The organism is Streptomyces sp. NPDC090798 (genome assembly GCF_044768965.1).
GTDB lineage: Bacteria > Actinomycetota > Actinomycetes > Streptomycetales > Streptomycetaceae > Streptomyces.
In genome coordinates this window covers 27,037-42,024 of record NZ_JBIVXA010000026.1, presented here as the reverse complement: position 1 = coordinate 42,024, position 14,988 = coordinate 27,037, and the positions used below count along the sequence as shown (strand labels likewise).

The 14,988-nt window shown below is 68.9% G+C and carries 12 protein-coding genes; 9 read left to right on the top strand and 3 right to left on the bottom strand.

Annotated features, from left to right (window positions below):
• Nucleotides 1–4: 4 nt before the first annotated feature.
• The 6 genes from ACIQTP_RS39010 (at nt 5) to ACIQTP_RS38985 (ending at nt 4,052) form a co-directional block, all read left to right on the top strand.
• Nucleotides 5–802 carry a type III pantothenate kinase gene (locus tag ACIQTP_RS39010; RefSeq protein WP_402039351.1) on the top strand — a complete coding sequence of 266 codons (798 nt, stop codon included), beginning with the start codon at nt 5–7 and terminating at the stop codon, nt 800–802.
• Nucleotides 803–1,429: 627 nt separating this feature from the next.
• A complete protein-coding gene (locus tag ACIQTP_RS39005; protein WP_403409039.1) occupies nt 1,430–2,053 on the top strand; it encodes a hypothetical protein in 624 nt (207 codons plus the stop codon).
• 13 nt (nt 2,054–2,066) lie between these two features.
• A complete protein-coding gene (locus tag ACIQTP_RS39000; RefSeq protein ID WP_075032427.1) occupies nt 2,067–2,246 on the top strand; it encodes a hypothetical protein in 180 nt (59 codons plus the stop codon).
• Between the two features lie 178 nt (nt 2,247–2,424).
• On the top strand, nt 2,425–2,934 hold the full coding sequence (locus ACIQTP_RS38995) for a BlaI/MecI/CopY family transcriptional regulator (RefSeq protein WP_403409037.1): 510 nt from the start codon (nt 2,425–2,427) through the stop codon (nt 2,932–2,934).
• A 9-nt stretch (nt 2,935–2,943) separates the two neighbouring features.
• The gene (locus ACIQTP_RS38990) at nt 2,944–3,489 is read left to right on the top strand and encodes an amino-acid N-acetyltransferase (RefSeq protein WP_403408898.1); all 546 of its coding nucleotides are present in this window, start codon (nt 2,944–2,946) and stop codon (nt 3,487–3,489) included.
• Between the two features lie 227 nt (nt 3,490–3,716).
• Nucleotides 3,717–4,052: an Lsr2 family protein gene (locus ACIQTP_RS38985; protein ID WP_010986119.1), complete on the top strand. Its 336-nt coding sequence runs from the start codon at nt 3,717–3,719 to the stop codon at nt 4,050–4,052.
• Nucleotides 4,053–4,086: 34 nt separating this feature from the next.
• On the opposite strand, the gene ACIQTP_RS38980 is transcribed toward ACIQTP_RS38985, so the two are convergent.
• A complete protein-coding gene (locus ACIQTP_RS38980; RefSeq protein ID WP_403408895.1) occupies nt 4,087–4,755 on the bottom strand; it encodes an SCO3374 family protein in 669 nt (222 codons plus the stop codon).
• A gap of 430 nt (nt 4,756–5,185) precedes the next feature.
• Between ACIQTP_RS38980 and ACIQTP_RS38975 the strand changes: the two genes are divergently transcribed.
• A complete protein-coding gene (locus ACIQTP_RS38975; RefSeq protein WP_054237510.1) occupies nt 5,186–7,711 on the top strand; it encodes an ATP-dependent Clp protease ATP-binding subunit in 2,526 nt (841 codons plus the stop codon).
• Between the two features lie 64 nt (nt 7,712–7,775).
• Here the strand turns inward: ACIQTP_RS38975 and ACIQTP_RS38970 are convergent, their stop codons facing one another.
• Nucleotides 7,776–10,916 (bottom strand): NACHT domain-containing protein, encoded by a 3,141-nt coding sequence (locus ACIQTP_RS38970; protein WP_403408893.1) that lies wholly within the window; start codon nt 10,914–10,916, stop codon nt 7,776–7,778.
• Between the two features lie 800 nt (nt 10,917–11,716).
• On the opposite strand from ACIQTP_RS38970, the gene ACIQTP_RS38965 reads away from it, so the two are divergent.
• Complete coding sequence (locus tag ACIQTP_RS38965) at nt 11,717–12,307, top strand: M23 family metallopeptidase (protein WP_402039356.1); 591 nt, start codon at nt 11,717–11,719, stop codon at nt 12,305–12,307.
• On the opposite strand, the gene ACIQTP_RS38960 is transcribed toward ACIQTP_RS38965, so the two are convergent.
• Entirely contained in the window at nt 12,304–12,915 is a 612-nt protein-coding gene (locus ACIQTP_RS38960) for a TetR/AcrR family transcriptional regulator (RefSeq protein WP_403408890.1), read from the bottom strand. The genes ACIQTP_RS38965 and ACIQTP_RS38960 overlap by 4 nt on opposite strands.
• Before the next feature lie 150 nt (nt 12,916–13,065).
• On the opposite strand from ACIQTP_RS38960, the gene ACIQTP_RS38955 reads away from it, so the two are divergent.
• The gene (locus ACIQTP_RS38955) at nt 13,066–14,664 is read left to right on the top strand and encodes an MDR family MFS transporter (protein ID WP_403408888.1); all 1,599 of its coding nucleotides are present in this window, start codon (nt 13,066–13,068) and stop codon (nt 14,662–14,664) included.
• Nucleotides 14,665–14,988: the final 324 nt, after the last annotated feature.

The window sequence follows — 14,988 nt, the reverse complement described above, 5'->3', positions numbered from 1 at the left end:
ACCCATGCTGCTCACCATCGACGTCGGCAACACGCACACCGTCCTCGGACTCTTCGACGGCCAGGAGATCGTCGAGCACTGGCGCATCTCCACGGACGCCCGACGCACCGCCGACGAGCTCGCCGTGCTCCTCCAGGGCCTGATGGGCATGCATCCGCTGCTCGGCGAGGAACTGGGCGACGGCATCGACGGCATCGCGATCTGCGCCACCGTCCCGTCCGTGCTGCACGAACTGCGCGAGGTGACCCGCCGCTACTACGGCGACGTTCCCGCCGTGCTGGTCGAGCCCGGCGTCAAGACCGGCGTGCCGATCCTCACGGACAACCCCAAGGAGGTCGGCGCGGACCGCATCATCAACTCGGTCGCCGCCGTCGAGCTCTACGGGGGGCCGGCGATCGTCGTCGACTTCGGTACGGCGACCACGTTCGACGCGGTGAGTGCGCGGGGTGAGTACGTCGGCGGTGTCATCGCGCCCGGTATCGAGATCTCCGTGGACGCGCTCGGCGTCAAGGGGGCGCAGCTGCGCAAGATCGAGGTGGCTCGGCCTCGGGCGGTCATCGGCAAGAACACCGTCGAGGCGATGCAGTCCGGGATCATCTACGGGTTCGCGGGGCAGGTCGACGGGGTCGTCAACCGGATGGTGCGCGAGCTGGCGGAAGACCCTGACGACGTCACCGTCATCGCTACGGGTGGGCTGGCGCCGATGGTTCTCGGCGAGTCCTCCGTCATCGACGAGCACGAGCCGTGGCTCACGCTGATCGGTCTGCGCCTGGTCTACGAACGCAACGTGTCCCGCACCTGAGTCCCTCGCCCCCGCCGCCCCTACCCGTCCCATCCCTCTGGGGCTCCGCCCCAGCCCCCGCCAGGGGCGCTGCGCCCCCTGGACCCCCGCATCGCCCCGGCCTCCGGCCTCGTCCTCAAACGCCGGACGGGCTGAGTGATACGGGCAGGGGTGGGTGGACCCGGGGGGTGGGGCATCGGCCTCCGGCCTCGTCCTCAGTCGTTGGACGGGCTGAGGGGCGCGGGCCGGGGTGGGTGGGGACCGGTCCGCGATGCGGGCTTCGACCTCACCTTCATACGCCGATCGAGCCGAGGCCCGCAGCCGCAAAACCCGCGCGGCCGGCGCCCCGTCAGGGGCGCGGGGAACTGCGCGCCAAGCCCCCACTGTCCCGCAGTCGAAGAGCCCCGCGCGGGCAGCGCCCCGTCAGGGGCGCGGGGAACTGCGCTGGCAACCCCCACCGTGCCGCAGGCGAACGGATCGGGTGGATCGGGGTTCGGGGCGGAGCCCCGGCGGGGGCCGGCGGGGACACTCACCCGCGCAGGAACCCCCCGCCGACCCCCGGAGGGACACGCGCAGGCGCTATGCGGATTTTGTCTGATTAGCGCGTATCGTCGCCGCATGCCCACGCCCTACGGATCCCGCGGCGGCATGGCGTTCGGAGCACAGGAGCTGCGTGTGCTCCGTCGCGCTCTCGCCCTCGCCCTCCACCCCACCCCCGCCTCGGCCGAAGACGTCCAGGACTGCCTCCGTCTCGCCGAGTCCGTCGACGAGGCGGCCCGCGAGGGAGCCAGGCTCAGGGCCTTCCTGCTGGCCGACCTCGCCCGCTACCGGGCCGCCCTGCCCGGCACCGCCGCGGGCTATCTCGTCCTCCTGGAAGAGGCTCTCGGCTCGGGCTACCGTCCCAACCCGGACGACCTCGCCGCGCTCCGGGCACTGCGCGGCAACCCCACGGCCGCCGCCCTCCTGGACCTCTGCCGCACCCTCACCGAGCAGGACGTCCGCACCCGCCTCGCGGGCCGCGGCGCCACGCCCACGGTCCCCGCCTCCCGTACCCGCCTGACGGCCCTGCCCGGCGGCCTGGCCGCGACCTCGGCCGCGCAGGAACCCGCGAAGAAGCCCGCGGGCAGCCCCGCCGCCGAACCGCGGCCGCAGTCCCCGGACAGGAGCCCGCGCCCGGACCGCCCGATCCCGACCCCGGGCGAGGTCTTCCCGCCGAAGCGAAAGCCCGCGCCGCCACCGGCGAACCCGCCGCAGCAGCTCGCCGCGGGCTAGCTACTCTGGAGGCATGGACTATGTCTCCGCGCTGGTGCCCCCCGTAGTGATGGCCGTGTTCTTCATCGGGTTGATCGTGACGATCGTGAAGACCCAGGGCGGGGCCAACAAGTCCAAGGAGGACGCGGTCGTCGACGCCGCCCTCGCGCGAGCGGAGAGCGCCCGCCAGGCCTCCCCCGACACCAAGGCCTGAGACAACAGCAGGGCCACATGCCCCGGCCGACGCGACCCGCGTCCCCGCCGGGGCGCTCATCGGCGTACGACTCATACGTTCTCATACGCTTTTCGAGTCGTACGCCCTTTTTGTCGCTGATCTCCCAGTATTGTTCTGAGTTGTGCCTCGCCCATTGGGAGAACTCGAAGACGCGGTCATGACGCGGGTGTGGAAGTGGAACCGCCCGGTGACCGTTCGAGAAGTCCTGGAAGACCTTCAGCAGGAACGGTCCATCGCGTACACCACGGTGATGACCGTTTTGGACAATCTCCATCAGAAGGGCTGGGTGCGCAGGGAGGCGGAAGGCCGGGCCTATCGATATGAGGCGGTCTCCACGCGTGCCGCCTACTCGGCCGCACTGATGAACGACGCGTGGTCCCACAGCGACAACCCCGCCGCCGCTCTCGTCGCCTTCTTCGGCATGATGAGCGAGGAACAGCGGCGCGCGCTGCGGGATGCCGTACGCATCGTGCAAGGGCCTGAAGAAGGCCCCGAACGAGGCGGGGACGGCGGCGAAACACGTGTAACCCCGGTAGCCGCCGACGAGAAGCAGGTCGAGAAGCCCGTCGAGAAGCCCGTCGAGAAGCCCGTTGAGGCGTCGGGTGAGAAGCAGGGTGAGAAGCCGGGCCAGAACCCCGACTCCGGCCCGGGCGGCACCGGGCGATAGCGTCCGCCCATGCCAGCAGAGCATCCAGCACCGCGTCCCGATGACCCCGCAAAAGCCGTCACCGTCCGGCGGGCCAGGACCAGTGATGTCCCGGCCGTGCGCCGACTCCTCGACGCGAACGTCCGCCGTAGCATCCTGCTCGACAAAGCGACGGTGACGCTTTACGAGGACATCCAGGAGTTCTGGGTCGCGGAACGCGACGACAACGCCGAGGTGGTCGGCTGCGGTGCGCTGCACGTCATGTGGGAAGACCTCGCGGAAGTCCGCACTCTCGCGGTGAACCCCACGGTCAAGGGTGGCGGCGTCGGTCATCAGTTGCTGGAGAAGTTGCTGCAGACCGCCCGCTGGCTCGGCGTTCGCCGGGTTTTCTGCCTGACCTTCGAAGTCGACTTCTTCGCGAAGCACGGCTTCGTGGAGATCGGTGAGACGCCCGTCGACCGGGATGTCTACGCCGAGCTGCTGCGTTCCTATGACGAGGGCGTGGCAGAGTTCCTCGGTCTCGAACGAGTGAAACCGAACACCTTGGGCAACAGCCGGATGCTTCTGCATCTGTGATCGCCGGCGACTATTCCGCCCGACCGCCTTGCCCGCGTTCCCTATGTCCGAAACGCGCACGTTTCCGGTCTTCCAGCGGTCCCCGAGTCTCACCCGGGGGTTTGTGTTTTTCCAGCAAAAGCGGTTTGCTTTCCGACGTACTGCAGTACTGCATATAACAGGGGACGTGAAACAGCGGCAGACGCCGCAGGCCCTCGACCCTCAAGTTATCGATGAAAGGAAATCCGGTGGCACAGAAGGTTCAGGTCCTTCTTGTCGACGACCTCGACGGTGGCGAGGCGGACGAGACCGTGACGTTCGCGTTGGACGGCAAGACGTACGAAATCGATCTCACGACCGCCAATGCGGACAAGCTCCGTGGCCTTCTCGAGCCCTACGTGAAGGGTGGTCGTCGTACTGGAGGTCGCGCTTCGGGGGGGCGTGGAAAGGCGCGTGTCGCTTCCGGTGGCAGCCAGGACACCGCACAGATCCGCGCGTGGGCGAAGGAGAACGGTTACGAGGTCAACGACCGTGGCCGCGTTCCCGCGTCCATTCGCGAGGCCTACGAGAAGGCCAACGGCTGAGCCGAGGCCCATGGCCCAGCTGCCCAGCCAAGGTCTACGAGTAGGCCGGCGGCTGGGCGCACGCGTATCGCAGCCGGACCCGGTGGCACTGTGTCGCCACCGTGTCCACGAGTCGTACGAGATCGGGGGCGCCCCCACCGCCCCCCACGGCCGACAGAGTCGGCAACGAGGGTTCCACCTCACACCCCGGCTCGGGGGGCCGCAGCCAGACAGCGGCCCCCTGCGGACCTGACCCGCCGAGCCCGTCCGTCCCGGCCCCGTCCGTGGTGAGTGGCCCCTCGGGCACCCCCGGCGGCAGCGGAGCCTCGATGCTCCCGCCCGCGCCGATCGCCGTGAGATCGAGCGCGAGAGCGCCCCACTCCAGCCAGTCGAGCAGCCCCGGCAGCTCCTCCGCGCTTCCCGCCGCCACCAGCAGCCACATGCGCGTCCCGTGCCGAGCCGGCCACTTCTCACGCCGAGCCGCCGGATCCTCGCGCGGTGCCGAGCGCCTTGTGCGCAGTGCCACCGGAGAGGCCGGCCCCAGGTGTCGCAGGGCTCTGACACCCGCCTCCGCAGGGACGTCCAGGACGTCGAAGCGCAGGCCGGCGGCCAGTCGTAGCGGCGAGCCGGGCACTGTCGCCCAGCCGAGTTCGTTCTCGTACCACTGCCGCACCGGGTCGCTCGGGTGGAGCGGGCGGCGAGGGAGGGGGACAGTGGGAAGCATGTCAGGAGCAACCGTCGGAAGGGCTCCAGAGTTACGCTGGGTGTTTCATCATGTGCGCTGAGTATCGAAAGAAGCGGCGTCCGGGGGCGATCGGTGGCGCAAGGATGTTCGCCCATAGCGGAGGGAACCGGTGCGCGCGGCATGGAGTGCCAGTGCGTACGGGTAAGACATCCCTAGTGAGAGGGGCGACACGCATGGCTCGGGCATCTCACGTTCGCCATCGGCGTACAGCTGGTGCGGGTATCTGCCTGGCCTGCGGGAACATCGTCTCGCACCATCAGGTTGGAGCAGATGTCGGCGTTCGGGGTCAGGAGGCCAAGGACGGTGTCGGCAGTTGGAATGAGCGGTCCCCGCTTGCGGGACTAAGCTGCGGAAGGACAGGGAGGGGAGCGTCCCCTTACTGCCTGACCGCTCTGAGGAGCGATTAACGATGTTCGAGAGGTTCACCGACCGCGCGCGGCGGGTTGTCGTCCTGGCTCAGGAAGAAGCCCGGATGCTCAACCACAACTACATCGGCACCGAGCACATCCTCCTGGGCCTGATCCACGAGGGTGAGGGTGTCGCCGCTAAGGCCCTGGAGAGCCTCGGGATTTCGCTCGAGGCGGTCCGCCAGCAGGTGGAGGAGATCATCGGGCAGGGGCAGCAGGCCCCGTCCGGGCACATCCCCTTCACCCCCCGTGCCAAGAAGGTCCTGGAGCTGTCGCTCCGCGAGGCCCTTCAGCTGGGCCACAACTACATCGGCACGGAGCACATCCTGCTCGGCCTGATCCGAGAGGGCGAGGGCGTCGCCGCCCAGGTCCTGGTCAAGCTGGGCGCAGACCTCAACCGGGTGCGGCAGCAGGTCATCCAGCTGCTCTCCGGCTACCAGGGCAAGGAGACCGCCACCGCCGGCGGTCCTGCCGAGGGCACCCCCTCCACGTCCCTGGTCCTCGATCAGTTCGGCCGGAACCTCACCCAGGCCGCTCGTGAGTCCAAGCTCGACCCGGTCATCGGGCGCGAGAAGGAGATCGAGCGGGTCATGCAGGTGCTGTCCCGCCGGACCAAGAACAACCCGGTCCTCATCGGCGAGCCCGGCGTCGGCAAGACCGCCGTCGTCGAGGGCCTGGCGCAGGCCATCGTCAAGGGCGAGGTGCCCGAGACCCTCAAGGACAAGCACCTCTACACCCTCGACCTGGGCGCGCTGGTCGCCGGTTCCCGCTACCGCGGTGACTTCGAGGAGCGGCTGAAGAAGGTCCTCAAGGAGATCCGCACCCGCGGCGACATCATCCTGTTCATCGACGAGCTGCACACGCTCGTGGGTGCGGGTGCCGCCGAGGGCGCCATCGACGCGGCGTCGATCCTGAAGCCGATGCTGGCGCGCGGTGAGCTCCAGACCATCGGTGCGACGACCCTGGACGAGTACCGCAAGCACCTCGAGAAGGACGCGGCCCTCGAGCGCCGCTTCCAGCCGATCCAGGTGGCGGAGCCTTCCCTCCCCCACACGATCGAGATCCTCAAGGGCCTGCGCGACCGTTACGAGGCGCACCACCGGGTCTCCATCACGGACGAGGCGCTGGTCCAGGCCGCCACCCTGGCTGACCGGTACATCTCGGACCGCTTCCTGCCGGACAAGGCGATCGACCTCATCGACGAGGCCGGTTCCCGGATGCGCATCCGCCGGATGACCGCGCCGCCGGACCTCCGCGAGTTCGACGAGAAGATCGCGGGCGTCCGCCGCGACAAGGAGTCGGCCATCGACTCCCAGGACTTCGAGAAGGCGGCCTCTCTCCGCGACAAGGAGAAGCAGCTGCTGGCGGCGAAGGCCAAGCGCGAGAAGGAGTGGAAGGCCGGCGACATGGACGTCGTCGCCGAGGTCGACGGCGAGCTGATCGCCGAGGTCCTCGCGACCGCGACCGGCATCCCGGTCTTCAAGCTGACCGAGGAGGAGTCCTCGCGTCTGCTGCGCATGGAGGACGAGCTCCACAAGCGGGTCATCGGCCAGAAGGACGCCGTCAAGGCGCTCTCGAAGGCGATCCGTCGTACGCGGGCCGGTCTGAAGGACCCGAAGCGTCCGGGTGGTTCGTTCATCTTCGCGGGCCCGTCCGGTGTCGGTAAGACCGAGCTGTCCAAGGCCCTCGCCGAGTTCCTCTTCGGTGACGAGGACGCGCTGATCTCCCTCGACATGTCGGAGTTCAGCGAGAAGCACACGGTGTCGCGTCTCTTCGGTTCGCCCCCCGGATACGTGGGCTACGAAGAGGGCGGCCAGCTGACGGAGAAGGTGCGGCGCAAGCCGTTCTCGGTGGTCCTCTTCGACGAGGTCGAGAAGGCCCACCCGGACATCTTCAACTCGCTGCTGCAGATCCTGGAGGACGGTCGCCTGACCGACTCCCAGGGCCGGGTCGTGGACTTCAAGAACACGGTCATCATCATGACGACCAACCTCGGCACGCGGGACATCTCGAAGGGCTTCAACCTGGGCTTCGCGGCCACGGGTGACACGAAGTCGAACTACGAGCGCATGAAGAACAAGGTCTCGGACGAGCTCAAGCAGCACTTCCGCCCCGAGTTCCTCAACCGCGTCGACGACGTGGTGGTCTTCCCGCAGCTGACGCAGGAGGACATCCTCAAGATCGTCGACCTGATGGTCGGCAAGGTGGACGAGCGCCTCAAGGACCGGGACATGGGCATCGAGCTCTCCCAGTCCGCCAAGGAACTGCTGTCCAAGAAGGGTTACGACCCCGTTCTGGGCGCGCGGCCGCTGCGTCGCACGATCCAGCGCGAGATCGAGGACACGCTCTCGGAGAAGATCCTCTTCGGCGAGCTGCGCCCCGGTCACATCGTGGTCGTCGACACGGAGGGCGAGGGCGACACCAAGACCTTCACCTTCCGTGGTGAGGAGAAGTCGGCGCTGCCCGACGTCCCGCCGATCGAGCAGGCCGCGGGTGGGGCAGGGCCCAACCTGAGCAAGGAGGCGTAGCGCTCGGCGCTCGCCTGGACGAAGGGGCTGCCCCGGGACTTCGGTCCCGGGGCAGCCCCTTTTTTCACACCACGCTGTCCGTTTTCTCGATGGTGACGACGGTGGTGTCCGGGAGGAACGCCAGGAGATGTTCCGGTACGTCGGTCACGTCCGGGGCGAGATGGAACGTGACCCTGCGCAGGCCGGGAAAGAGAATCGGGACATTTGAGAGGTCTTCGTTTCCTGTGAACTTGTTGAGCCGCAGCCTCGTCACGTTCGGCAGTACCGGACCCGCGCTCCATCCGACGGCATTCCAGTTCACACGAAGTTCTTGTAGAGCGGGAAGCCGGGTGATCTCCTCGAAGTCCTCGGGGGTGAGGTTTTCGGGGAGTGTGGCCAGACTCAGCTGCTTCAGCGAGTGCATATGCCTCAGGCCGCGCAATCCCGTGTGCCGCAGAGAGTTCCTGGTGAACCGCAGATACGTCAGTGGCAGATTCCGGGGGAGTACCTCGTCGAGGGAGTCCCCGTGCAACGGGATGCCGATGTCGAGCAGGCGCAGAGTGCGGGATGCCGAGAGCGGTGCCAGCGCGTCCGGATTCTCGAGTCCGGGCAGGCCGGCGAGCAAAAGCCATTTCAGGGGCAGCTCGGCGAGCGGGGTGAGGTCGTCGACGTACGGGCTGCCGCCGCTGACGTCCAGATGCACGAGTTTCCCCTGATCCGACAGGAAGCTCAGATCACGCAGGATGCGGTTGTCGCGTACGACGAGTTTGGACAGCCGGCCCGGCAGCAGGCCCTCGCGTATGTCGTCCGAGTCGATGTCCCCGACGACCTGGAGCATGGGGCGGCCGCCGAGGTCGCGCAGGGCGCGTAGCTGGTCGGCGGAGTGCGCGCAGAAGTACAGGTCGTCCGGTGCCAGATGGGCGATGACGTCGGCCGTGTAGCGCCGGGTGTCGAACCGGTGGGCGGTCCAGGTGAGTTGGGCCCGTACGGCCAGCGACGGATGCGACCGGAAGCGGGACAGGACCGGGAGCGCCGCGTCCGTGCCGATGAGTGACGCGGTGATGACCACGGCCCTGGCCTCGTCGTCGGTGAGCCCCTCGGGGCCGGGCAGCAGCTCCAGGACGAGCGGGCCCGCGTCGGCGAGGGTGCGGGCCTCCTCGGTCGTACGGGGCGGGATGAGCGAGGCGGCGTTGCGCTCCACGGCCGCGCGGACGTGGGGGTCGAGTTCCGTGGCGTGTTCCAGCGCGGCCAGGGCGAGTAGTCGTATATGCGTACCCGCCGCTCCGGACGTCTCCTCGGCGGACTTGGCCAAGCCGGCCAGGAGGGTGGCCCGTTCGCGGGGGCGGGCGTGGGCGACCGCCATCCGGATGACGTCCGACCACTGGGAGTCGAAGGCGTTGCGGACCAGCAGCCCGAAGTCCCCGTCCTCCACCGCCGCCCGCGCGCCCAGGTAGTCCTGAAAGGTGCGGTGGACGAACTCGACGGTGCCGAGGGTGGGTTCGCGGAGCAGGCCGCTGCGGACGAGGAGGTGGCGCAGGATCGCCGGGGCGTCGCCCTGCGCGGCGGCGGACGGGAGGGACGGCAGGACGTCGGCGACGATGCGTTCGGCGCGGTCGTGGTCCATCTCGGACCGGCTGTTGCGGATGAGCCAGTAGGCCAGTCGCTGGAGGAGCTGGACCTGCGGGAGTTCCATGAGGTGGATGTCGCCGGCGCGGTCGGGCGCGAACATGTCGCGCTCCTCGTCGCGGCGCGACAGCAGCATGGACAGGGCGGCGTCGTACAGCTCCTGCCGACCGTGCGGCAGATAGCCCCGCCGGTCGCGGTGCAGCGCGCAGATCAGCCCGCACATCAGCGGGTTGGTGGCGAGCCGGCCGAGGTCGGGCTTGGTGCCGACGGCGGTGAGGAGGGAGCCTTCGTAGCCGTCGAGGCGGTCGGTGTCCGGGGCGTCGAGCCGGGCCGCCGTGTGCCAGCGGCGGATGAAGGCGGTGACGTCGTCGCGGCTCATGGGGGTGAGGGCGAGCTCGGTGAAGCCGTCGGGGGTGAGCCAGTTCTCGCGGACGGCCGAGGGACGGGAGGTCACCAGCCACTGGTTGCCGGGATAGACGTCAAGGAGCTCGCGCAGCCAGCGGCGGGTGCGCTCGCGGTCGCGTTCGGGGATCTCGTCGATGCCGTCGACGAGGAGCAGCCCGCGTCCGGCGCCGAGGACACGGTCGCTCCAGCCGTCCGGCTGGGTGGCGTGGAAGGGCACGCGGGCGGCGGCGAGGAAGCCGTCGGGCGCCGGGAGTCCGCCGGGGCGGCGGACGAGGGTGCGCAGGGGCAGGACGAACGGGATCCGGTCGCCGCGCTCGCCCCGGGCCGCGATCACGGCCAGCCACTGTACGAGGGTGGTCTTGCCGGACCCGGCCACTCCGCGCAGCAGCACCAGGTCCTGTTCGGCGAGGGCCTGCTCGGCGGGGAGGGTGCTGCCGGCGGCCGCGATGTGCGTCCCGTTCGGGCCGGTCGCCTCCGCGTCCTCGGTGGCCCGCACGGCCTGCAGGCTGAGGTAGGCGGCGTCGAGGGGCCAGCGCTCGGGGGAGTGGACGAGATCGATGCCGTAGATGGTGAGCCGGCTGTGCCTGGTCGCGACGTACGCGAGGTATCGCTGCTCGAAGGCGGGATCCGTGCCGCCGGGCGGGGGAGTCCGCGCGATCAACTCGTCCATCTTGGCGATGAGTTCGCTCTGCCTGCGGCTCTGCTCCACCAGCGTGCGGGCCACGAAGGCCGAGCGCTGGGTGAAGAAGTGCAGGATGTGCAGGCAGGCCGTGCTCAGGATCCGCTCGTAGAACAGGGTCGCGTCGAAGGAGAGGTCCCGCTCGGGGTCGCCGCTCGCGGCGCGCAGCCGCAGCGCGAGCGCCTCGTGACCGAGTTCCACGGCCTGTACGTCGGTCATGGCGAGGTCGCCGAGGGCGTGCAGGGTGTCGGCGAGGGCGTGGACGACGGCCTGCTCCTCGTCGGCGGCCAGCGGGCGTTCCCCGGTGCGCAGGGCTCGTGCGACCAGCTCGGCGGCCAGCGTGGTCAGCTCCTTCTCCCCGAGGGTCCGCTTCTCTCCCCTGAAGGAGACGAACCCGGAGATGCGCACCGGCTTCTCGACCAGTCCGGCGCCCGGCCCGTCCGCCACGAACAGCCTCTTGACGAGCGGCGCGACCACGCTCGAGGCCAACTTGGCGCCTATGGCTGCTGGTTCCATGTCGCTCCCCCGGACGGCACGGTGACGGCTGCTCAGATCACACTAGGGCCTGGCACAGGTCGGGAGTGGCATCGCGGAGAAGATCGTGTGCGGGTCGTGGTGGCGTTTGGGGGCGAGGCCGACCGCGCCGACGGTGCCGGTGGCGGCGCAGAGCCCGTGGGGTGCCGGGGGTCCACCGAAAGACCCGCCGCATCACTGAGAGGCCGACGGCCAGCCCACGGTCCCGCAGCGCACGACCAGCGCCGGCGGGTGGGCCACGGCACCGTTCCAGATCCGCACCCCGTAGCCGTGGCCGTGGCGGAGGACAGGGACAGGGACAGGGACAGGGACAGGGACAGGGCCGGAGGCGGCGATCCACGCCCGGAATGGCAGAGCGCGGGCGGTCGGGAGGGTCCCGCACAGTCTTCCGACCCGCCTTTGCGGTGACATGACGCACAGGTGATTTGTCCCTTACGAAGGCGGATAGTAGCGAGCAGCGAACGGGCAAAACGGACGTAACGGTGCGGAACCCCCATGGGGTGTGCGGCGTCGCGGTCGGCGGTGCGGCGGGGCTGTATGGCACTGGAACGCAACGCCCGTAAGTGGGGTTAAACGTCTCTACTCTGAAAAATCGGGCGTATTCGATACGGGATGGGGCGTCTGTCAAGAAGGTGGAAATTTCAGGGTGAACTACGATCTGGCGTCGTAGATGGGGACTTTGTGTGTCGGCCAGGACTCGGGTTACCAAGGGATGGCCCACACGGCGACAGCTTGTCCGTCGGGTGGATCTGACCCCCGTCTCCGTTCCCACGAGGTTCCGCATGTCGAAGCGCGTCACGTCCCGCCACTCCCGTATGCCCCTGCTCCGCTCCAGGGCGGCCGTCCTGGCCGTCGGCGTGGGTGCCACGGCCGTACTGGGCGCCGGGGTCGCGGCCGCCGCCACCGAGGCGGCCCCGCAGGCCGCCGTGAAGACGGTCGCCACCAAGGCGTCCGCCGCCTGGGTCGACCCGGTGAAGAAGTACACGCTCTCCGCGGGCTTCAACCAGGCCGGCAACCTGTGGCAGCACAACCACTCCGGGCAGGACTTCGCCGTGCCCACCGGCACCGAGGTCGTCGCCGCGCACGGTGGCACCGTCGTCAAGGCCGGCGGCAACGGCGCCGGTGACGGTCCCGCGTACGGCAACGCCGTCGTCGTCAAGCACGGCAACGGGACCTACTCGCAGTACGCCCACCTGTCCCGGATAGACGTGCGGATCGGGCAGGTCGTCGCGACCGGCCAGCACATCGCGCTGTCCGGCAGCACCGGCAACTCCACCGGCCCGCACCTGCACTTCGAGATCCGTACGACCCCGAACTACGGTTCCGCGGTCAACCCGGTCGTCTTCCTGCGTGGCAAGGGCGTGACCGTCTAAGACGCTTGAGGGGTGACGACGGCGCCGCCGTGCGCCTGCGTCACCAAGTCGATCGCGACCTCCAGGACGGCCTTGCGCTTCTCCTCGGGGTCGCCTTCGACGTCCTTGAGCAGGAACATCCCGGCGTGCATCGAGAACAGCGCGCTGATGCAGCGCACCTGGTCCGTCAGATCGGCGTCCGGCTCCTTGAGCAGGCCGACCATCCGGATCATGCGGTCCTTGAAGTCCTCGCCCGTGCGCAGTTCGCGGACGGCCGCCTGGTTCTCCTGCATGAAACGGAAGAGCGGGGCCGCCTCGGCGAGGGCGTTGCTGTAGCGGCGCAGGATCTCCTGCTTCGTCGCCAGGGTGCGAGGCTGCTGCCGCGCCCACTCGATCAGCTCGTCCATGGGCCGGGACAGGTCCTGGAAGAGGCTGATGAGGATGTCTTCCTTGGTCTTGAAGTGGTAGTAGAGCGCCGCCTTCGTGACGTCGAGGTGCTCGGCGATCTCGCGCAGCGAGGTCTTCTCGTAGCCGTGCTCGGAGAAGAGTTCGAGGGCGACGTCCTGGATGCGCTGGCGGGTGTCCCCGCGGCGCTGTCGCTTGGTGCCGTCCATGGTGTCGCCGCCCATCCCTGTACTCCTCGCACTCCCTGAAACGTACGTGTCGTCCGACTGGCAAATCCAGGAAAACTTACTTGACGCCCGGCTAGTTACCGGTCTAACTTCCCTCAGTGTAGTCAACTTGCCGGGCGGCAAGTAAGTACCCAGGGGAGTGGAACCGTGGCGGACAACAAGGAAGCGGTCATAGAGACCGAGAAACAACCGCGCAGCGTACGCGTCGTGCTGCTCGCGCTCATGATCACAATGATGCTGGCCATGCTCGACAACATGATCGTGGGCACGGCAATGCCGACGATCGTGGGCGAGCTGGGCGGCCTCCAGCACCTGTCATGGGTCGTCACCGCGTACACCCTCGCGACCGCCGCCTCGACCCCCATCTGGGGCAAGCTCGGCGACATGTACGGGCGCAAGGGCGCCTTCATGACCTCGATCGTGATCTTCCTGGTCGGCTCCGCGCTCAGCGGTATGGCCCAGGACATGGGGCAGCTCATCGGCTTCCGTGCCGTTCAGGGCCTGGGCGCCGGTGGTCTGATGGTCGGCGTCATGGCGATCATCGGTGACCTGATTCCGCCGCGGGAGCGCGGAAAGTACCAGGGCATGATGGCCGGCATCATGGCGCTCGCCATGATCGGCGGACCGCTCATCGGCGGCACCATCACCGACCACTGGGGCTGGCGCTGGTCCTTCTACATCAACCTGCCGCTCGGCATCGTCGCGCTCATCGCCATCAGTGCCGTGCTGCACCTGCCGAAGAAGCGCGTCCAGGCGAAGATCGACTACCTCGGTGCCGGACTGCTGGCCCTCGGTATCTCGTCCATCGTGCTGGTCACCACCTGGGGCGGCAGCGAGTACGCCTGGGGTTCGGCCAGGATCATGGAGCTCATCGGCATCGGTGTCGCCGCGCTGGTCGGCTTCGTCTTCGTGCAGACCAAGGCCGCCGCGCCGATCATGCCGCTGCACATCTTCCGCAGCCGCAACTTCACGCTGATGTCGATCATCGGCTTCATCACCGGCTTCGTGATGTTCGGCGCCACGCTCTTCCTGCCGCTGTACCAGCAGTCCGTGCAGGGTGCGTCCGCGACCAACTCCGGGCTGCTCCTGCTGCCGATGCTCGGCGCGATGCTGGTGACCTCGATGGTCGCCGGTCGGGTCACCACCGGCACCGGGCGCTACAAGGCCTTCCCGATCGTCGGCGGGGTCCTCATGGCGGTCGGCCTGTTCCTGCTTTCCCAGATGGACACCGGTACGACCCGGTTCACCTCCGGGCTGTACATGGCCGTGCTCGGCCTCGGCATGGGCTGCCTGATGCAGATCACCATGCTGGTCGCGCAGAACAGCGTCGAGATGAAGGACATGGGCGTCGCGTCCTCGTCCACCACCCTCTTCCGTACGCTCGGTTCGTCCTTCGGCGTCGCGATCATGGGTGCGCTGTTCAACCAGCGGGTCCAGGACGTGATGACCGAGCGGGCCGGGGCGCTGGGGTCCAAGGTCACCGAGCAGTCGGCGCAGCTGGACGCGGCGAGCCTGGCGAAGCTGCCGGCCGCGGCGCGGGAGGCGTACCAGTACGCGGTGTCCTCCGGAACGCACTCCGCGTTCCTGCTGGGTGCGGTGGTGTCGTTGGGGGCGCTGGTGGCCGCGGTGTTCGTGAAGGAGGTTCCGCTGCGGGGGGCGGGGGCGGGGGCGACGGAGCCGGAGGGCTCGGCCGAGGGTGCGGTGAGTGACTCGGCGCCGAAGCCGACTCTCGCCGAGACCGTCTGACCTCGTCCGAACCGACCTCGCCCGATCCAACCCCGCTTGATCCGAAGACCCCCGGAGTGTCCGCCCCGGGGGTCTTCTCCTGTACGCGTCTGGTGCGACCCGAGTTTCCTCGCCCCCGCCGCCCCTACCCGTCCCATCCCCAGGGGCTGCCGCCCCCGGACCCCCGCTTCGGCCTGAACGGCCTCGTCCTCAAACGCCGGACGGGCTGAGCGATGCGGGCCGGGGTGGGTGGGTGATCGGGGTGGGTGGGGTAGCGGCCTTCGGCCTTGTCCTCAAACGCCGGACGGGCTGAGCGATGCGGGCCGGGGTGGGTGGGTGATCGGG